This window comes from Novosphingobium sp. UBA6272 (assembly GCF_002440635.1).
In the GTDB taxonomy this organism is placed as follows: Bacteria; Pseudomonadota; Alphaproteobacteria; order Sphingomonadales; family Sphingomonadaceae; genus Novosphingobium.
The window spans coordinates 92,621-106,921 of sequence record NZ_DJUW01000015.1; the positions used below are offsets into that span (position 1 = coordinate 92,621).

The window sequence follows — 14,301 nt, forward strand, 5'->3', positions numbered from 1 at the left end:
ACATATTTCGGACATGGACAAAATCCCGCCCGGACTGAAAGCGCAAATTCTCGACCGCGTAAGCCGAGCGGCGGCGAACACTGTCTGGACACCGGCCGACTTCCTCGACCTCGCCGGTCGTGATGCGGTCGACAAGACCCTCCAGCGTTTGGTCAAATGGGGCGAACTGCGCCGGATCGATCGCGGACTTTATGACAAACCGCAGTTCAACAGCCTGACCCACCAAAACAATGCCGCCGATCCACGCGCGGTCATCGACGCCGTCGCGCGGCGTGATCAGATCCGCGTCCTGGTCGACGGAATGACGGCCGCCAACGATCTCGGCTTCACCAATGCCGTACCGGCGAAGATCGTGGTGCACAGCGAAGCGCGGCCCAAGTCGATCAAGCTGGGTAATCTCACCATCGAGTTCAAAATGACCGCGGCAAGCAAACTCTATTGGGCGGGACGCCCGGCCATGAGGATCGTCCAGGCGCTGCACTGGCTGCGTGACACAATGTCGACAGACGACACGGGACAATGGCGGCAGCGCCTTGCGGTCCTTCTCGGCAATCCCACCCACGGCGCAGCTTTGCGCGCTGACCTTGCCGAGGGGCTGCCAACACTCCCGGCATGGATGCAGGAGCTGCTCCGTCCGCTCATCTCGGAAGCGTCCGGCGAATGAACCTCGCCTTCGACGAAGTGCTGCGCGCAAACACGACCACCCGCACGGGGCTCTATACGGCGACTGCGCAACGCCTCGGCACGACCCCACAGAACGTCGAAAAGGATTTCTGGGTCTGCTGGACCCTCGATGCGCTGTTCAACGGGATCGAGGACGGACCCCGGCTGCTGTTCAAAGGCGGAACTTCGCTGTCGAAGGGGTTCGGGCTGATCGAGCGGTTCTCCGAAGACATCGACGTTACGGTCTTCCGCGATGATCTTGGCGTTCCGGCGACCATCGCGGAATTGGCTGCGCTGAGCCGCAAGAAGCGGGAGGCCGCGCTCGATGCAATCAAGGATGCCTGCGAAACCCATATCAACGGACCAATGAGTGCGGGCCTCGCGCAAATCTGCGCCGATACCTGCGCGCGCGCAGGCCTCGAAGCGCAGTCAATTCGGGTCGAGGCCGACGCCCGGGATGCCCAGACCTTGCTCCTAGTTTATCCCAGCATCACGCCCGAGGACGCCTACATCGCCAAGTCGGTGAAGATTGAGTCGGGTGCAAAGTCGGCGCTCGATCCCAATTCGGTCCGAACCATCGTGCCCTATGTCGACGCTGACGCCGTCGACCTCGACCTCGCCGTCCCGGGTATTACAGTTGCCGATGCCGAACGGACCTTCTGGGACAAGGTCGTCATCCTGCATGGCCTGAGGCGGTGGTTCGAAATCCGAGGGCAGCTGCGGGGCGACGGTCAGCGCATTTCTCGCCACTATTACGACCTGTTCCGCCTGCTCCAATCGGAGATCGGCCAAGCGGCCCTGGCAAACCGCGCGCTTGGTGAAGACTGCGTCGCCCATGCCCGCATGTTCTTCAATCGCCCGGACTTCGATCTGGCCACCGCGCAGGCCCCGACATTTGCCTTGTGCCCGGAAGGAGGGATGACGGATGTCTTGCGCCAGGACTATCGCGCCATGAGCACCATGATATTCGGCGAGCCGCCGCCCTTTGATGCGGTCGTCGAGACGATTGCCGAATTGCAAAATTCTTTGAACGCGGCCGCATGAAGCGGTTCCTCCAGCGCTTGTTCGGCGGCGATGGTCCGAGTGACAAGACGCCTGCGCAGCTAGGGTTCGCCAGTCCGCTGGAAATCAAACCCTTTTCCCATGGCCTGGTAAGGATCCCTGCACTCGACTTCTTTGGCCCCCACGCCGCATCGTCAAATAGCAGGTTTCACCTCATTTGGCTGGACAGAAACCCCGAGGGCACAACTGGCGGTCATCGGTATGAGGGACATGGGACATGGACTCTGTTGGGCGATGGTGGCGCGACATCGGCTACGGGTCGTCTCGAGCGACCGCAGGATGGTCATGTTGCCGACAACGGCACGTTCATCCTCAGCGATTGGATGTTCGGTGATGGATTGAATGGCCGCCTTTGCGCCTTCCGTGCCGACGGACAAAAGCTCCTCGAGCGCGAGTTTTCGGCGAACCTGGGATCCAGCGGGATTTCAAGCGATGGCCGTTTCGCAATCTGCCAGACCGCCCATGCCCCCGGTAGCCCTGACAGCAATCGCCATTTTCTGTTCGATCTCGAGGTGGGGCAAGAGATCGCGAGTTGGATGCAGGAGACCGGTTGGACCAGTTCCTACGAGATCGATTCTGCCAACCGGAGTGTCGTCCTGGTCGGTCAGGACGATGAGCGCGTAGGATACGGCTTCGATGGCGAAATGCTCGACCGCGAAGGGTGGCAGCGCAGCAGGATCGCAATCGGCGACATCGATGTCATTCGTTCGGTTGCAGGGTCGCTGGACCAAAATCCTTCACCGGACCTGCGTGCCGCCCTCTTCGCTGGGCTCGATGTTGCCTTGGCTTCTGGCGAAGCCTGGAGGCAGGCGCGAGCACTACGAATTCGAGGAGAGATGCACGAACAGGCCGGGGAGCTGGAGGCCGCGATTAATGCCTACGACCAAGCGCTGACGCTCGATCCTCAGGTCGGAGTGGCCAGGAAATTGGCAAAGCTCCAGCAACCGAAATCGCCGAAGGGTTCCAAGCCTTCCATCATGAAGAGCAGCCGCTTCGAAAAGCAGGCACAGCGATTTGGCATCGAGCACGAAGTGGTTCAGTTGGACGGCGGCGGGAAGGACTGGCGTTTCCATCGGTCGGATGCCTACAAGCCGGTCGAGTTAGCTGTCCTGGACCACTACCAAGCCGATGGCTGGCACGGTTGTGCCGCCGAGGGCGGCCTCATTCTGACTTTGATCAAGGCCGCATCGTTCAAGGCGCTGCCGGTCCGCCATGCCGACACCTTTATCGAAGCGCTCTACGCCAAGAACGTGGCCTTCCCCGAGGATCGATTTGAGCACAGCGAACTTCTTGCAGCGATCGAGCAGGCTTCACCGGAGCAGATCGAGCGCAATTGGGCGGTCATCGCTGCAAGCGCCGGCGACACTCCAAGGTTCTACCCGCAGGTGCAACGCGATCACGTAGTTGGGCTGTTCAATTGTCTGGGTGGTTCAGGTCTGCGCCCGATTGCCGAGCTGTTCGCGGCGGCTTCTTATGACCTTCGCGCTGGATGGCCGGACCTGACGCTTTGGCGAGATGATGAAGTCCGCTTTGTCGAGGTCAAGGCACCCGGCGACTCGATGCACGCAAGCCAGGCGCGGCTCATCTCGACCGTCCTCGTCCCGCTTGGTCTGAGGGTAGGTCTCGCAGAAGTCCGGCCAGCCTAGCTACCCGACTTCAACATCAGGCGGCCCAGTCCAGGATGACAGCGGTTTCGCGCCTGAGCAGCTGATCAATTTTCGACGAAACGCGCTCAACGGCCAAACGTAGAGCTTCATCGATGTGGACGTAATTCTGCGTCGAGCCCCGCGCGCCATGGCCGAGCAGCGCTTTGATGGTCAGTTCCGAAAAGCCCATGTCGCCGGCGACGCTGCCGAAGGTGTGCCGCAGCACATGCGGCGTGACGCCCTTGATCCCTGCGATTGCGCACAAGGCACGCAGGGTTTCAGGAACGCCCGAATATGGCCGGTCTACAAAGTCCGATGGGAAAAACAGCGATAGGCCGCGCTTCTCAGGCAGCGCCTTGAGCAACCGGATCGCTGCCTGACCGATTGGGCGCACTTGCCCGTCGGTCTTGGTGTCGGGGAAGTGGACATATCCGCGGTCGGCATGGAGCCAGGACCGCTCCATCCCTATGACCTCGGAGATGCGATAGCCGGTCAGGAGCAAGGCTCGCACTGCGGCAAGGCCCGTCGGGTTCTCTTCGTTCCGCTCGGCGATTTCCATCGCTTCGCCAAGGGCGCGGATTTCAGTCGCGCTGAGCCGACGCGTGCGTGGCTTGCCGGCGATCTTGCGAACGCCCGCCGCGGGATTGTTCTCGACGATGTCATAGCGAAGCGCGTGGGACAGAAGGCTTTGCAGCGTTGAGACAGCGCGACCGGCAACGCCGGGACCACCGGCAGCCTTGCCCCCGCGCCCGCCTTCCTTCCGCGGCTTGGCAGTCTTCCCTGCAACGATGTCCATCTGCATCTTCTCGATGTCGGCGATGCGCAAGGCACGGACCTGCCGAGCGCCGATCAGCGGGACAATGTGGGTTTCGATCCGGCTGCGATCCATGGCCAGCGTAGAAGCCTTGATCGGCCTGTGCTTGCGCCCGAGGATCATCCCGGCTTCAGCGTTCTCAAGATACCAGTTGCAGACTTCGCGGATGGTGATGGCCGCCCTGGATTGCGCCCGCTCCTCGGCCGGGTCGGCACCGCCGACGACCGCCGCCAACTTCAGGATCGCCTGCTTGCGCGCCTGCTCCACGGTGAGCACGCCATACCGTCCGATCACGATCCTGCGGCTGCGCCCTTCCTCGTTCCGGTATTGGACAACGAAGGCCTTGAGACCTGACGGGATGACGCGGACGCCAAATCCACGCAGCTCTGAATCCCACAGGAAAGCCTGTCCCTTCGCAGGGATCGCGAGCGCGTCGATTGCAGTCTTGGTGAGCTTGGCCATGCCGGCTTGTCCTTTCGGACATTTTGCTTACACAAGCCGGAGTCCTTGGCAATGTACGCACAATGTAAGCGGGCGGGAAGAAATGACCGGCCACAAACGGGGTGCTCTGGCGTAGTTCCTATCCGGAATTTTGGCCTGCATTCATAGAGATAGAGTTCAGTAGCGCGCTCTGGGGTGCTCTTGGCGGATGTAATCCGGCATTTTGCCTCTGTCACCCCTCCAGGATTGGAAAGCGGCTTCGCCGCAGGCGCAACCTTTCTGCGCCTCTACTTCTTCTCTGCGCCTCTGCGTGAACCCAATCTGCCCCGCCTTGCCGTAGCCGCATTTTTCCCGCAGACAGCCCGTGATGCGCGAATGGGCCGAATTCACGATTGCCGAAGGCGAAGACGGCGCCCGCACCGCGCGGCTGAGCGGGACGCTGGTGGTATCCTCGATCGGGCGGATCGACACCGAATGGCGCGGCTTCGACGGCTCGCTGGCGCAAATCGACATGAGCGCGGTGGGCGAAGTCGATACGGTCGGCGCCTGGACAGTCTGGCGTTTTGCCCGCGATACCGGGGCCGATATCGTCGGGGCCAGCGACAAGGCCCAGCGCCTGATCGCTGCGGTCCACCGCTCCGAACTGGAGGAAGAGGACGAGGACGAGCGCGAGGCGGAGTTGCTTTCGCCTGAGGGCTTGGCCGAAAGAACCGGAAATTTCGTGATCGGCTATGGCAAGGGGATTGCAGGATTCCTTGGCTTTTTGGGCGAATTGCTGACTGCGCTGGGCACGCTGATCCGCCATCCGGGGCGAATGCGCTGGACCTCGCTGGTCCGCCAGCTTGACCTGGTCGGGGTCCAGGCCCTGCCGATCGTCGGATTGATGAGCTTTCTGGTCGGGATCGTGATCGCCCAGCAGGGCGCGGTCCAGCTCGAGCAGTTCGGGGCGGAGATCTACACGATCAACCTCACCGGGCGGCTTTCGTTTCGCGAACTGGGTGTGCTGATGACCGCGATCATGGTCGCGGGCCGCTCGGGCTCGTCCTTCGCCGCGCAGATCGGGACGATGAAGCTGACCGAGGAAATCGATGCGATGCGCACGATCGGGGTATCGCCGATGGAGGCGCTGGTCGTGCCGCGGATATTGGCCGCAACCTTCATGCTGATGGTGCTGGGCTTTTACGCCTCGATCCTGGCGATCTTCGGTGGGGCGTTCATCTCGATGTATTCGCTCGATATTCCGTTCATGACCTTCCTCAGCCGGATCCAGGAAGTGGTGCCGGACCACGATCTGTGGGTCGGGCTGATCAAGGGGCCGGTGTTCGGCCTGATCGTCGCGATGGCGGGCTGCTATCAGGGCATGCAGGTTTCAGGAAATTCCGAGCAGGTCGGGATCAAGACCACCATGGCGGTCGTCCAGGCGATCTTCGCGGTGATCGTGCTCGATGCCTTCTTCGCGGTGTTCTTCACCGAAGTGGGCTGGGGATGAGCGAATCCGGCCAGTTCGAACGGACGCCGCATTATACCGGCGACTATCCGATCATCGTCGAGGGGCTGAAGAATGCCTTCGGCGAGCATGTGATTCACGAGAACCTCGACCTCAAGGTCCGGCGCGGCGAGATCATCGGCGTGGTCGGCGGATCGGGCACCGGCAAATCGGTGCTGATGCGCTCGATCATCGGGTTGCAGGAACCTTCCGAAGGGCGGATCGAGGTGCTGGGCGAGGAGATCGCCGGGGCTCATGCCGATGACGATATCGACATCCGCAGCCGCTGGGGCGTGCTGTTCCAGGGCGGGGCGTTGTTCTCGACCCTGACCGTGGCCGAGAACATCGAGGTTCCGCTGAAAGAGTTCTATCCGGAGATATCGCCGGAACTGCGGCGCGAGATCGCTCGTTACAAAGTGATGCTGTCGGGCCTGCCGGAAGAAGCCGCTGACAAGTTTCCGTCCGAACTGTCGGGCGGGATGAAAAAGCGCGCAGGGCTGGCCCGCGCGCTGGCGATGGATCCCGAACTTTTGTTCCTCGACGAGCCGACCGCCGGGCTCGACCCGATCGGCGCGGCCGCTTTCGACAAGCTGACCCGCGAATTGCAGGAGACGCTGGGGCACACGGTGTTCCTGATCACGCACGATCTCGATACGCTGCACGAAATCTGCGACCGGGTCGCGGTGCTGGCCGACAAGCGGGTGATCGCGGTTGATACGATCGCGAACCTGCTCCAGCTCGATCACCCGTGGATCCAGGAATATTTCAACGGCCCGCGCGGCCGGGCGGCACAGGCAGCACAAGACCGGGTCAAGGCGATGGACAATCCGGCGGGCAGGGGGGCATAAGCGCAGGCGATGGAAACCAAGGCCAAACATGTCTGGGTGGGGGCGGTCACGCTGGGCCTGCTGGCGCTGATCCTGGCGGTGATCGTGTGGATCGCGCGGCTCAACGAGGGCAACAAGCGGGAGTTCGACATCTTTTTCAAGCAATCGGTCGATGGCCTGTCGAAGGGTTCGGCGGTCTCGTTCCAGGGCGTCGCGGTCGGGCAGGTCACCGAAATCGAACTGTGGACCAAGGACCCGGGCTTCGTCCGGGTTCGGATCGCGGTCGAAAAGGGCACGCCGATCCGGGTCGGCACTACCGCGACGATGCAGGGAAGCTTTACCGGGGTGTCCAACATCCAGCTCGAAGGGGCGAACAAGGACGCACCCGAACTGACCTGCAAGGGCGAACAGGCCGGGGCCTGCCCCGAAGGTGTGCCGGTGATCCCGACCAAGCGCGGCGGGCTGGGCGAACTGCTCAATTCCGCGCCGGTCCTGCTCGAACGGCTGGCAACCCTGACCGAGCGGCTGAGCCTGGTCTTCTCTGACAAGAATCTGGCTGCGATCGACGGGATTCTGGCCAATACCAACCGCGCCAGCGCCGGGCTGGCCGACACCACCCCGCAGATGCGCGCCACCCTGGCCGAACTGCAGCTGACCCTCGCCGATGCGCGCAAGGCGCTGGTCGGGTTCGAGCAGGTGGCGGGCACCACCAACGACGTGCTCAACGGCGAAACCCGGCAGATGCTGGCGCAGTTTCGCCAGTCGCTCAAATCGATCGAAGTCGCCGCCGACAATCTCAACGGACTGATCGGCGATACCCGGCCGGCCGCGCGCGAGCTCAAGGCCAACACCTTGCCGCAGGCCGAAGCCGCGATCCGCGATCTGCGCGCCACCACCAAGTCGCTGCGCGACCTGACCGAGAAGGTCAACAGCGGCGGCGCCGGATCCTTGCTGGGTGGCCAGAAGCTGCCCGATTACAAGCCACGGGGGAACTGATGATGCTCCGCAACCTGCTGCGCATCGGCGCGATCGCCGCCCTGCCGCTGGCACTTTCGGCCTGTGTCAGCCTGGGCGGCGGGGGCAAGGTCCCGGCCACCTTGCTGACGCTGACGCCAGCGGTCAGCGCCCCGGCCGGCAGCACCGCCAGTGCCAGCGCGGCCGAGGCCTTGATGGTGATGGAACCGGAAACCGATCAGGCGCTGGCCGCGCTGCGGGTCCCGGTCCAGGTCGACGACGCCAATATCGCCTATCTCCAGAATGCGCTGTGGGTGGAAAAGCCGGCGCGGCTGTTCCGAGCTCTGCTCGCCGAAACCCTGCGCGCCAAGGGCGGGCGGCTGGTGCTGGAAGACAGCCAGGCGACGGTGCCGGTCGGCGGAGAGCGGCTGGCGGGCCGTCTGATCGCGATGGGTTACGATGCTCGGACCGGTTCGGTCGTGGTCCGCTATGATGCGATCCGGACAGGTCCCAAGGGCGATGTTCAGACCAAGCGGTTCGAAAGCGTGGTTCCCGGCGTAACCCCCGATCCGGTCGCCGTCGGCCCGGCGCTCAACAAGGCCGCAAACGACGTCGCGGCCCAGGTCGCGGCGTGGATGGGGGCCTAGGTCGCAGCTGACAGCGCGGCAAACCGTGCCGCAGCGACAAAGGTGGCAAGGCGCCGTTCGCGCCGGGCGGTGGCTTCATAGTCCTCGCCCCATTGCTCGACCTGCCAGTCGGCCTCCAGCTCGGCCGCGTTCCACAGTGCGGTGATATCGGCCCCGGGCTCGGTCGCAGCCAGCGCGATTACCAGCGAGGCGGAGAGGCTGGCCAGGGTGTTGAGCGCAGCCAGCGCGAAATCATCATGCGCCGCCAGTATGTCTTCGATCCGGCTCAGCGTATCCACCGGCTGTGCGCGGTGGATGATCCCCGAAACCCGAACGAAGCGCACCTGCCAGCGGGCTTCGGCCGCCAGTAGCAGCGGCTCCCACACCGCGCGCTGGCGCGGATAGAGCGGCTCGTCGGGATCGGCGCGATAGCACAGCGTATCGGTTTCGGCATAGCGCAGCACGCCCGCGATCGCGGCCGCCCGGTCCGGCGGGATCACGTCGATCGCATAGTCGGCCATGTCGCGCAGCAGGAAGCCGGCGGGATCGATCTCCTCGCCCTGCGCCGCCCATTCCGCTGCCAGCGCCATTGCCAGCGCCTCACTGGGAACGACCTGCGGCGATCCGCCCTGGGTCTTGACCCCGCGCCCGTCGAGCGTGACCCGCCAGCCCGCCGCCTCGGTCGCGACGGCAACTTGCTTGTAGAACCGCTTCATGGCCGGGGCGATTTCCACCGGCGTGAGAGGAAGACCGGTGCGACCAACAGGTCGATCAAGCCGATCACCACAAAGGCCAAGCCAGCGGCCTGGGGCAGGTCCACTTTGCCGCCGAGGACCAACAACCCCAGCGTCATGAACACGGCGCCACTCAGGCGGATCAGCGAAATCGCCATGAACCGCTTCTTGGCGAGGGCTTCGTCTGCTTGGTTCATCCCAATAACTCCATCAGATGGGCCGGATCGCGGGCGACCGCCTCGGCCCCGGCTTCGCGCAGTTCCTGCGCGGTGTGATAGCCCCAGTCGACCCCGATTGCGCGCACCCCGGCGTTGACCGCCATGGCCATGTCGTACTGGGTATCGCCGATCATCACCGTTGCGGCGCGATCGCCGCCGGATTCGGCCAGCGCGGTCTCGATCATCGAGGGATGCGGCTTCGACGGGTGATTGTCAGCGGTCTGGAGCGTGCAGAAATGGGCGGCCAGACCATGGATATTGAGGCAATGCTCAAGCCCGCGCTGGCTCTTGCCGGTGGCGACCCCCAGCAGCCATCCGGCAGCTGACAGGCCTCGGACCAGTTCGGCGATCCCATCGTAAAGTGGTTCGACCAGCGAGCCGGATTCGCGCGCGCTGCGAAAGGCGTCGCGGTAGGCGGCATCCAGCGCCGTGCGGGTCTGTTCGGCAGCATCGGGGGCGAGCAGGCGGATCGCCTGGGGCAGGCTCAGCCCAACCGCGCGGCGCACCGTGTGCTTGTCGGGCGGAGCCAGCCCGAGCCCGGCAAAGGCCGCTTCCATCGCATTGACCACCCCGGCCTGGCCATCGACCAGCGTCCCGTCGCAATCGAAGATCGCCAGCCGCAGGGTCATTCCGCCAGGTCCCGCATCAGCCGGGCGATGCCGAAGCTGCCCTGCGCTTCGAGCCCGGCGATCACCCGCTCGCGCTCATCGGCCGGAGCGTTCTGGCTGAGCTTCAAGGTCGGCCGCCAGGCCTGCACTTCCAGTTCGAACCCGACGATCCCGGCCAGCAGCCCGCGCAGCTTTGCCTCGGGCACCTTGTCGATCTTCCAGAAGGTGCCTTCGGTGATCCCGCCTTCATGCCGGTCGCCGAGCGCATCGAGAAAGGCCAGTAGCCCATCGGCATCCATCCGCCGGACTCGCCCTTCGAGTTCGAGCGCGACATAATTCCAGGTCGGGACCCGGGTGGTGTCGGCATACCAGCGCGGCGAGACATAGCCGTCGGGGCCGTTGACCAGAGCCAGTGCGGTCATTCCGTCGAGGAACTTGCTCAGCGCATTCCCGCGCGAGATATGGAACTGCACCGCGCCGTCCCCGGTCGAAAGCAACGGCGTATGCGCCACCCGCGGCCCTTCGGGCGTTGTGGCAAAGACCATGCCGAAGCCGATCTCTTCGATCAGCGCTTCAAGCAGGGCGCGGTCGTCGCTGCGGAACGCGGGATTGGGATGCATCAGCGCTTCTTCGGTGTGGCCGGCTTTGCGCTGCCCTTGCCCTTGGTCGGGCCGCGCTTGGTCGAGGGCTTGCGGGTCGGGGTGGCACCGGTAGCGCGGCCACGGCGCTCGCCCCGGCGTTCCTTGCGGACCTGCTTGGCATGGGCCTTGGCGATGGCCTTCTTGACCTCGCGGTCCGGTTCGGGCTTGGCCAGCACCACTTCCAGCGCATCGCCGTCGGCTTCGTCAAAGCCCAGCTGCTCAAGGCTGGCGGCGAAGTGCTCGGGCAGGTCAGCGCGGACATCGATCAGGTCGCCATCGGGATGGTCGATGATCAGGCGGCGGGCGTGGAGGTGCATCTTGCGGCTGATGCTGCCTGAAAGGAAGGCCTCGGGCCCGCCGTACTTGCCGTCGCCGACGATCGGATGGCCGATCGCCGTCATGTGAACGCGCAGCTGGTGCGTGCGCCCGGTCAGCGGTTGCAGCTCGACCCAGGCGGCGCGGTTGCCGGCGCGGTCGATCACCCGGTAGCGGCTGCGCGCGGGTTGGCCTTCACCGCTTTTGTCGACCATCATCTTTTCGCCGCCGCTGCCGGGCTGCTTGGCCAGCGGCAGGTCGATCATCCCGTCGTCGATATCGGGCACCCCGATTACCAGCGCCCAATAGATCTTGCGGGCCGAGCGGCCGGAGAAGCGCTTCGAAAAGTAAGCCGCGCTGCCCGGGGTGCGGGCAATCAGCAGGACACCCGAGGTATCCTTGTCCAGCCGATGGACCAGCCGCGGGCGCGGGCCCTCGTCAGCATAGGCATCGAGCAGTCCGTCGACATGCTGGAAGGTGCCGCTGCCGCCCTGGGTCGCCAGACCCGGCGGCTTGTTGAGCACGATCGCGGCGCGGTCTTTCGAAATGACCATCGATTCTGCCAGCGTCAGTTGCTCCGCTGTCAGCGGCTTGCGGGTCTTGACCTGGTTCTCCGGGGTGTCGCCGCCGGGCGGCACGCGGACGACCTGGCCGGTGCTGAGCCGGTCGGCCACGTCGGCGCGCTTGCCGTCGATCCGGATCTGCCCGGTGCGGGCCCAGCGGCTGACCGTGGCAAAGCCGACCTGCGGCAGGTGGCGCTTGAACCAGCGATCGAGCCGGACGCCGTCATCGTCGGCAGCGACGGTGAATTGGCGGACGGTATCCGCCGGTATGATGCCGCGCGATGTCATGCGAAATTCCTTGCCAGAGCCAATCCGGCGATCAGCCCTGCGATCCCGCCGGCCAGCGACAGCGCGCCGTAAAGTGCCGCGCCGGTCAGACTGCCGCGCTGGGCCAGATTTACCAGTTCCAGGCTGAAGGCAGAGAAGGTGGTGAAGCCCCCCAGCACGCCAACGCCGAGCAGCAGGCGCCACTGCTCCCCATCATGCCCGTGCCGCGCCAGCCAGCCGGCCAGCAGGCCCATCGCCAGACTGCCCAGCAGATTGACGCTCAGCGTCGCCCAGGGGAATGCCGTGGCGGCGACCGGGCCGATCGCGCGCAGCCAGACCAGCCCCGTCAGATAACGCAGCCAGGCTCCGACCGCGCCGCCAAGCGCGACCAGGGCGGAATGTTGAAAGAAGGAACCGGTCGTCATGGTTCGCGCCTTAGCGGCTGATGCCTGCGGGCGCCACTCCCTTGCCAGCCGGGATCAGGCAGACCAGCGCCGCGACCGCGCTGCCCAGCACCAGTTGCCAGGGGAAGGCCACGGCTTTCAGCGCAGCGGGCAGGGCCAGGCTGTCGATCACATAGGGCTGGAAGGCCAGCACGGTCAGGAACCCAGCGGCGAAAGCGGCGATCACGCTGGCGGAATTGCCGCGGCGGGTGAACAGCGCCACGCCGTAAACCCCGATCAACCCGGAATAGGCGAAAGCCATCACCCCCAGCACGAAGTCGAGCAGCGCGGAGTCGGCATAGCGCTGCCAATAGTACGAGAGGATCGCCATGGCGAACAGCGCGAGGCCCAGCACCAGGCTGGCGATCCGGCCCATCCGGACGAAGTGCGCCTCGCTCTTATCCCCTGCAAAGGGCCGATAGAGATCGCCGACCAGCACCGCCGACATCGAGATCAGCCCCGAATTGATCGCTGCCGCCGCGATTACCCCCACGGTGACCAGTCCGCGCAGCCCGGGCGGGATCTCGGTCAGGATGTAATGCATGAACACGGTCACCTTCTCGCCCCGGAACGATCCCGCCGCCGCGCCCTGGTAATGCAGATAGAGCAGTGAACCGATCACCAGAAACAGCAGGATCACCGGCAGGCTCATCCAGACCGAGGCGTAGAGTGAGCGAGCGCCCTTCTTCGCGTCCTCGCAGGCCAGCAGCCGCTGGGTGATGTCCTGATCGAGTCCGGAACTGGCGAGGTTGAGCAGCATCACGCCGCTCAGCACCGCGAACAGCCCCCAGGGCGCGGAAAGATCAAGGGTCGGGTTCACCGGCGACAGCTTGGGGCCCAGCGCGGTCATGGCCTCGCCCAGGGTCATGTCGAGCCCGCTCCACAGGTGCCAGGCGACCAGCAGCGCTGCCCCGACATAGAGCACTACCTGGACCAGATCGCTCCAGATCACCGATTCGAGCCCGCCCATGAAGGTAAAGACCAGCCCGAAGATCAGCAGCCCGAACGCGGCAAACGCGATGTGCTGGGGCGTCACGTCAAGGAACAGGATCATCGAGACCGCGATCGCCGCCAGATAGAGCCGCGCCCCGCTGGCGAAGATCCGCCCGACCAGATACATCGCCGCCGCCGCGCGGCGAGCGCGGGCGTCGAATCGGGCTTCGAGCAGTTCGTAGACCGTGGTCACGCGCAGCGCGTAGAACCGCGGGATCAGCACATTGGCGACGATCCAGGCCGCGATCAGTGCCGCCAGTACCCCGCCGATATAGGTGTAATCGCCGCGATAGCTGTTGTCCGGCACTCCCAGAAATGTCGCCGCCGACTGCACGGTCGACAGCACCGAGACCGCGACCAGCCAGGTCGGGGCGTGGTGCCCGGCCAGGAAATAGTCCTCGCTCTTCATGCCCCGCCGCGTGGTCAGCCAGCCAGCTGCGGCCAGCAACAACACATAGAGGCCCAGCACGGCCCAATCGATCGTGGTGAAACTGGTGTGCAAGCGGCCCCCTTTCGGCTAGCCACTCACCACAGATCGACGGGGGAGGCAATTGGCCCGGACTTGGCCATTGCCTACTTGCCTTGGGTGCGCGACTCTGCTAGCCGCCCGCCGGTTCGAGCCGTGTCCCAAGGGATTCGGCGCACTTTCGGTTTTCGGATTAAAAGGTGCTCCCCCGCAACGGACAACAGCGGGGTTCTGGCCTTTTGCATGTGAGGTGGCTTAATTTATGCAAATCATGGTTCGCGATAACAATGTGGAGCAGGCCCTGCGCGCGCTCAAGAAGAAGCTGCAGCGTGAAGGCGTCTATCGCGAAATGAAGCTGCGTCGCCACTATGAAAAGCCCAGCGAAAAGCGCGCCCGTGAAAAGGCTGCCGCCGTGCGCCGCGCCCGCAAGATGGAGCGCAAGCGGATGGAGCGTGACGGCGTCAAGTAAAACGCGGTCTGCAAGCTTGAACCTCGGCTTGCGATAAGCCATGAGGGCGCGGAAGGCTTCCGCGC

Annotated in this window: 16 protein-coding genes; 8 read left to right on the top strand and 8 right to left on the bottom strand. The window is 64.6% G+C overall.

The features are described from left to right. Positions 1–13: 13 nt before the first annotated feature. From B2V17_RS07360 to B2V17_RS07370, 3 genes are read left to right on the top strand one after another with little or no spacing between them, the layout of a single operon-like run. Positions 14–664, top strand: coding sequence for a DUF6088 family protein (locus B2V17_RS07360; protein ID WP_292996688.1), 651 nt, complete (start codon positions 14–16; stop codon positions 662–664). After that, a complete protein-coding gene (locus B2V17_RS07365; RefSeq protein WP_292996689.1) occupies positions 661–1,707 on the top strand; it encodes a nucleotidyl transferase AbiEii/AbiGii toxin family protein in 1,047 nt (348 codons plus the stop codon). Before B2V17_RS07360 ends, B2V17_RS07365 begins: the two co-directional genes overlap by 4 nt. Further along, positions 1,704–3,371 carry a VRR-NUC domain-containing protein gene (locus B2V17_RS07370; protein ID WP_292996690.1) on the top strand — a complete coding sequence of 556 codons (1,668 nt, stop codon included), beginning with the start codon at positions 1,704–1,706 and terminating at the stop codon, positions 3,369–3,371. Before B2V17_RS07365 ends, B2V17_RS07370 begins: the two co-directional genes overlap by 4 nt. Positions 3,372–3,387: 16 nt before the next feature. On the opposite strand, the gene B2V17_RS07375 is transcribed toward B2V17_RS07370, so the two are convergent. Further along, a complete protein-coding gene (locus B2V17_RS07375; RefSeq protein ID WP_292996691.1) occupies positions 3,388–4,647 on the bottom strand; it encodes a tyrosine-type recombinase/integrase in 1,260 nt (419 codons plus the stop codon). Between the two features lie 346 nt (positions 4,648–4,993). Between B2V17_RS07375 and B2V17_RS07380 the strand changes: the two genes are divergently transcribed. Genes B2V17_RS07380 through B2V17_RS07395 form a run of 4 tightly spaced genes read left to right on the top strand, consistent with a single transcriptional unit; the run spans position 4,994 to position 8,540 of the window. Beyond that, positions 4,994–6,115 (top strand): MlaE family ABC transporter permease, encoded by a 1,122-nt coding sequence (locus B2V17_RS07380; protein WP_292996692.1) that lies wholly within the window; start codon positions 4,994–4,996, stop codon positions 6,113–6,115. Beyond that, positions 6,112–6,960, top strand: a complete 849-nt coding sequence (locus tag B2V17_RS07385) for an ABC transporter ATP-binding protein (RefSeq protein ID WP_292996693.1) — start codon at positions 6,112–6,114, stop codon at positions 6,958–6,960. The genes B2V17_RS07380 and B2V17_RS07385 overlap by 4 nt, the downstream gene beginning before the upstream one ends. A 9-nt stretch (positions 6,961–6,969) precedes the next feature. Then, on the top strand, positions 6,970–7,935 hold the full coding sequence (locus tag B2V17_RS07390) for an MlaD family protein (RefSeq protein ID WP_292996694.1): 966 nt from the start codon (positions 6,970–6,972) through the stop codon (positions 7,933–7,935). Further along, positions 7,935–8,540, top strand: a complete 606-nt coding sequence (locus B2V17_RS07395; RefSeq protein WP_292996695.1) for an ABC-type transport auxiliary lipoprotein family protein — start codon at positions 7,935–7,937, stop codon at positions 8,538–8,540. Before B2V17_RS07390 ends, B2V17_RS07395 begins: the two co-directional genes overlap by 1 nt. Here B2V17_RS07395 and B2V17_RS07400 read toward each other — a convergent pair. The 7 genes from B2V17_RS07400 to B2V17_RS07430 are packed head-to-tail and all read right to left on the bottom strand — an operon-like array spanning position 8,537 to position 13,803. Then, positions 8,537–9,235 carry an ATP12 family chaperone protein gene (locus B2V17_RS07400; RefSeq protein ID WP_292996819.1) on the bottom strand — a complete coding sequence of 233 codons (699 nt, stop codon included), beginning with the start codon at positions 9,233–9,235 and terminating at the stop codon, positions 8,537–8,539. The genes B2V17_RS07395 and B2V17_RS07400 overlap by 4 nt on opposite strands. After that, positions 9,232–9,450 (bottom strand): hypothetical protein, encoded by a 219-nt coding sequence (locus tag B2V17_RS07405; RefSeq protein WP_292996696.1) that lies wholly within the window; start codon positions 9,448–9,450, stop codon positions 9,232–9,234. Before B2V17_RS07405 ends, B2V17_RS07400 begins: the two co-directional genes overlap by 4 nt. Then, positions 9,447–10,100, bottom strand: coding sequence for an HAD-IA family hydrolase (locus B2V17_RS07410; RefSeq protein WP_292996697.1), 654 nt, complete (start codon positions 10,098–10,100; stop codon positions 9,447–9,449). The genes B2V17_RS07405 and B2V17_RS07410 overlap by 4 nt, the downstream gene beginning before the upstream one ends. Continuing rightward, positions 10,097–10,699 (bottom strand): FMN-binding negative transcriptional regulator, encoded by a 603-nt coding sequence (locus B2V17_RS07415; RefSeq protein ID WP_292996698.1) that lies wholly within the window; start codon positions 10,697–10,699, stop codon positions 10,097–10,099. The genes B2V17_RS07410 and B2V17_RS07415 overlap by 4 nt, the downstream gene beginning before the upstream one ends. Next, the gene (locus tag B2V17_RS07420; RefSeq protein WP_292996699.1) at positions 10,699–11,886 is read right to left on the bottom strand and encodes an RluA family pseudouridine synthase; all 1,188 of its coding nucleotides are present in this window, start codon (positions 11,884–11,886) and stop codon (positions 10,699–10,701) included. The genes B2V17_RS07415 and B2V17_RS07420 overlap by 1 nt, the downstream gene beginning before the upstream one ends. Further along, positions 11,883–12,290 (bottom strand): fluoride efflux transporter CrcB, encoded by a 408-nt coding sequence (gene crcB / locus B2V17_RS07425; protein ID WP_292996700.1) that lies wholly within the window; start codon positions 12,288–12,290, stop codon positions 11,883–11,885. Before crcB ends, B2V17_RS07420 begins: the two co-directional genes overlap by 4 nt. A gap of 10 nt (positions 12,291–12,300) precedes the next feature. Next, the gene (locus B2V17_RS07430; protein WP_292996701.1) at positions 12,301–13,803 is read right to left on the bottom strand and encodes a sodium:solute symporter family transporter; all 1,503 of its coding nucleotides are present in this window, start codon (positions 13,801–13,803) and stop codon (positions 12,301–12,303) included. Between the two features lie 226 nt (positions 13,804–14,029). Here B2V17_RS07430 and rpsU point away from each other — a divergent pair, with 226 nt between their 5' ends. Continuing rightward, a complete protein-coding gene (rpsU, locus tag B2V17_RS07435) occupies positions 14,030–14,236 on the top strand; it encodes a 30S ribosomal protein S21 (protein WP_292996702.1) in 207 nt (68 codons plus the stop codon). Positions 14,237–14,301: the final 65 nt, after the last annotated feature.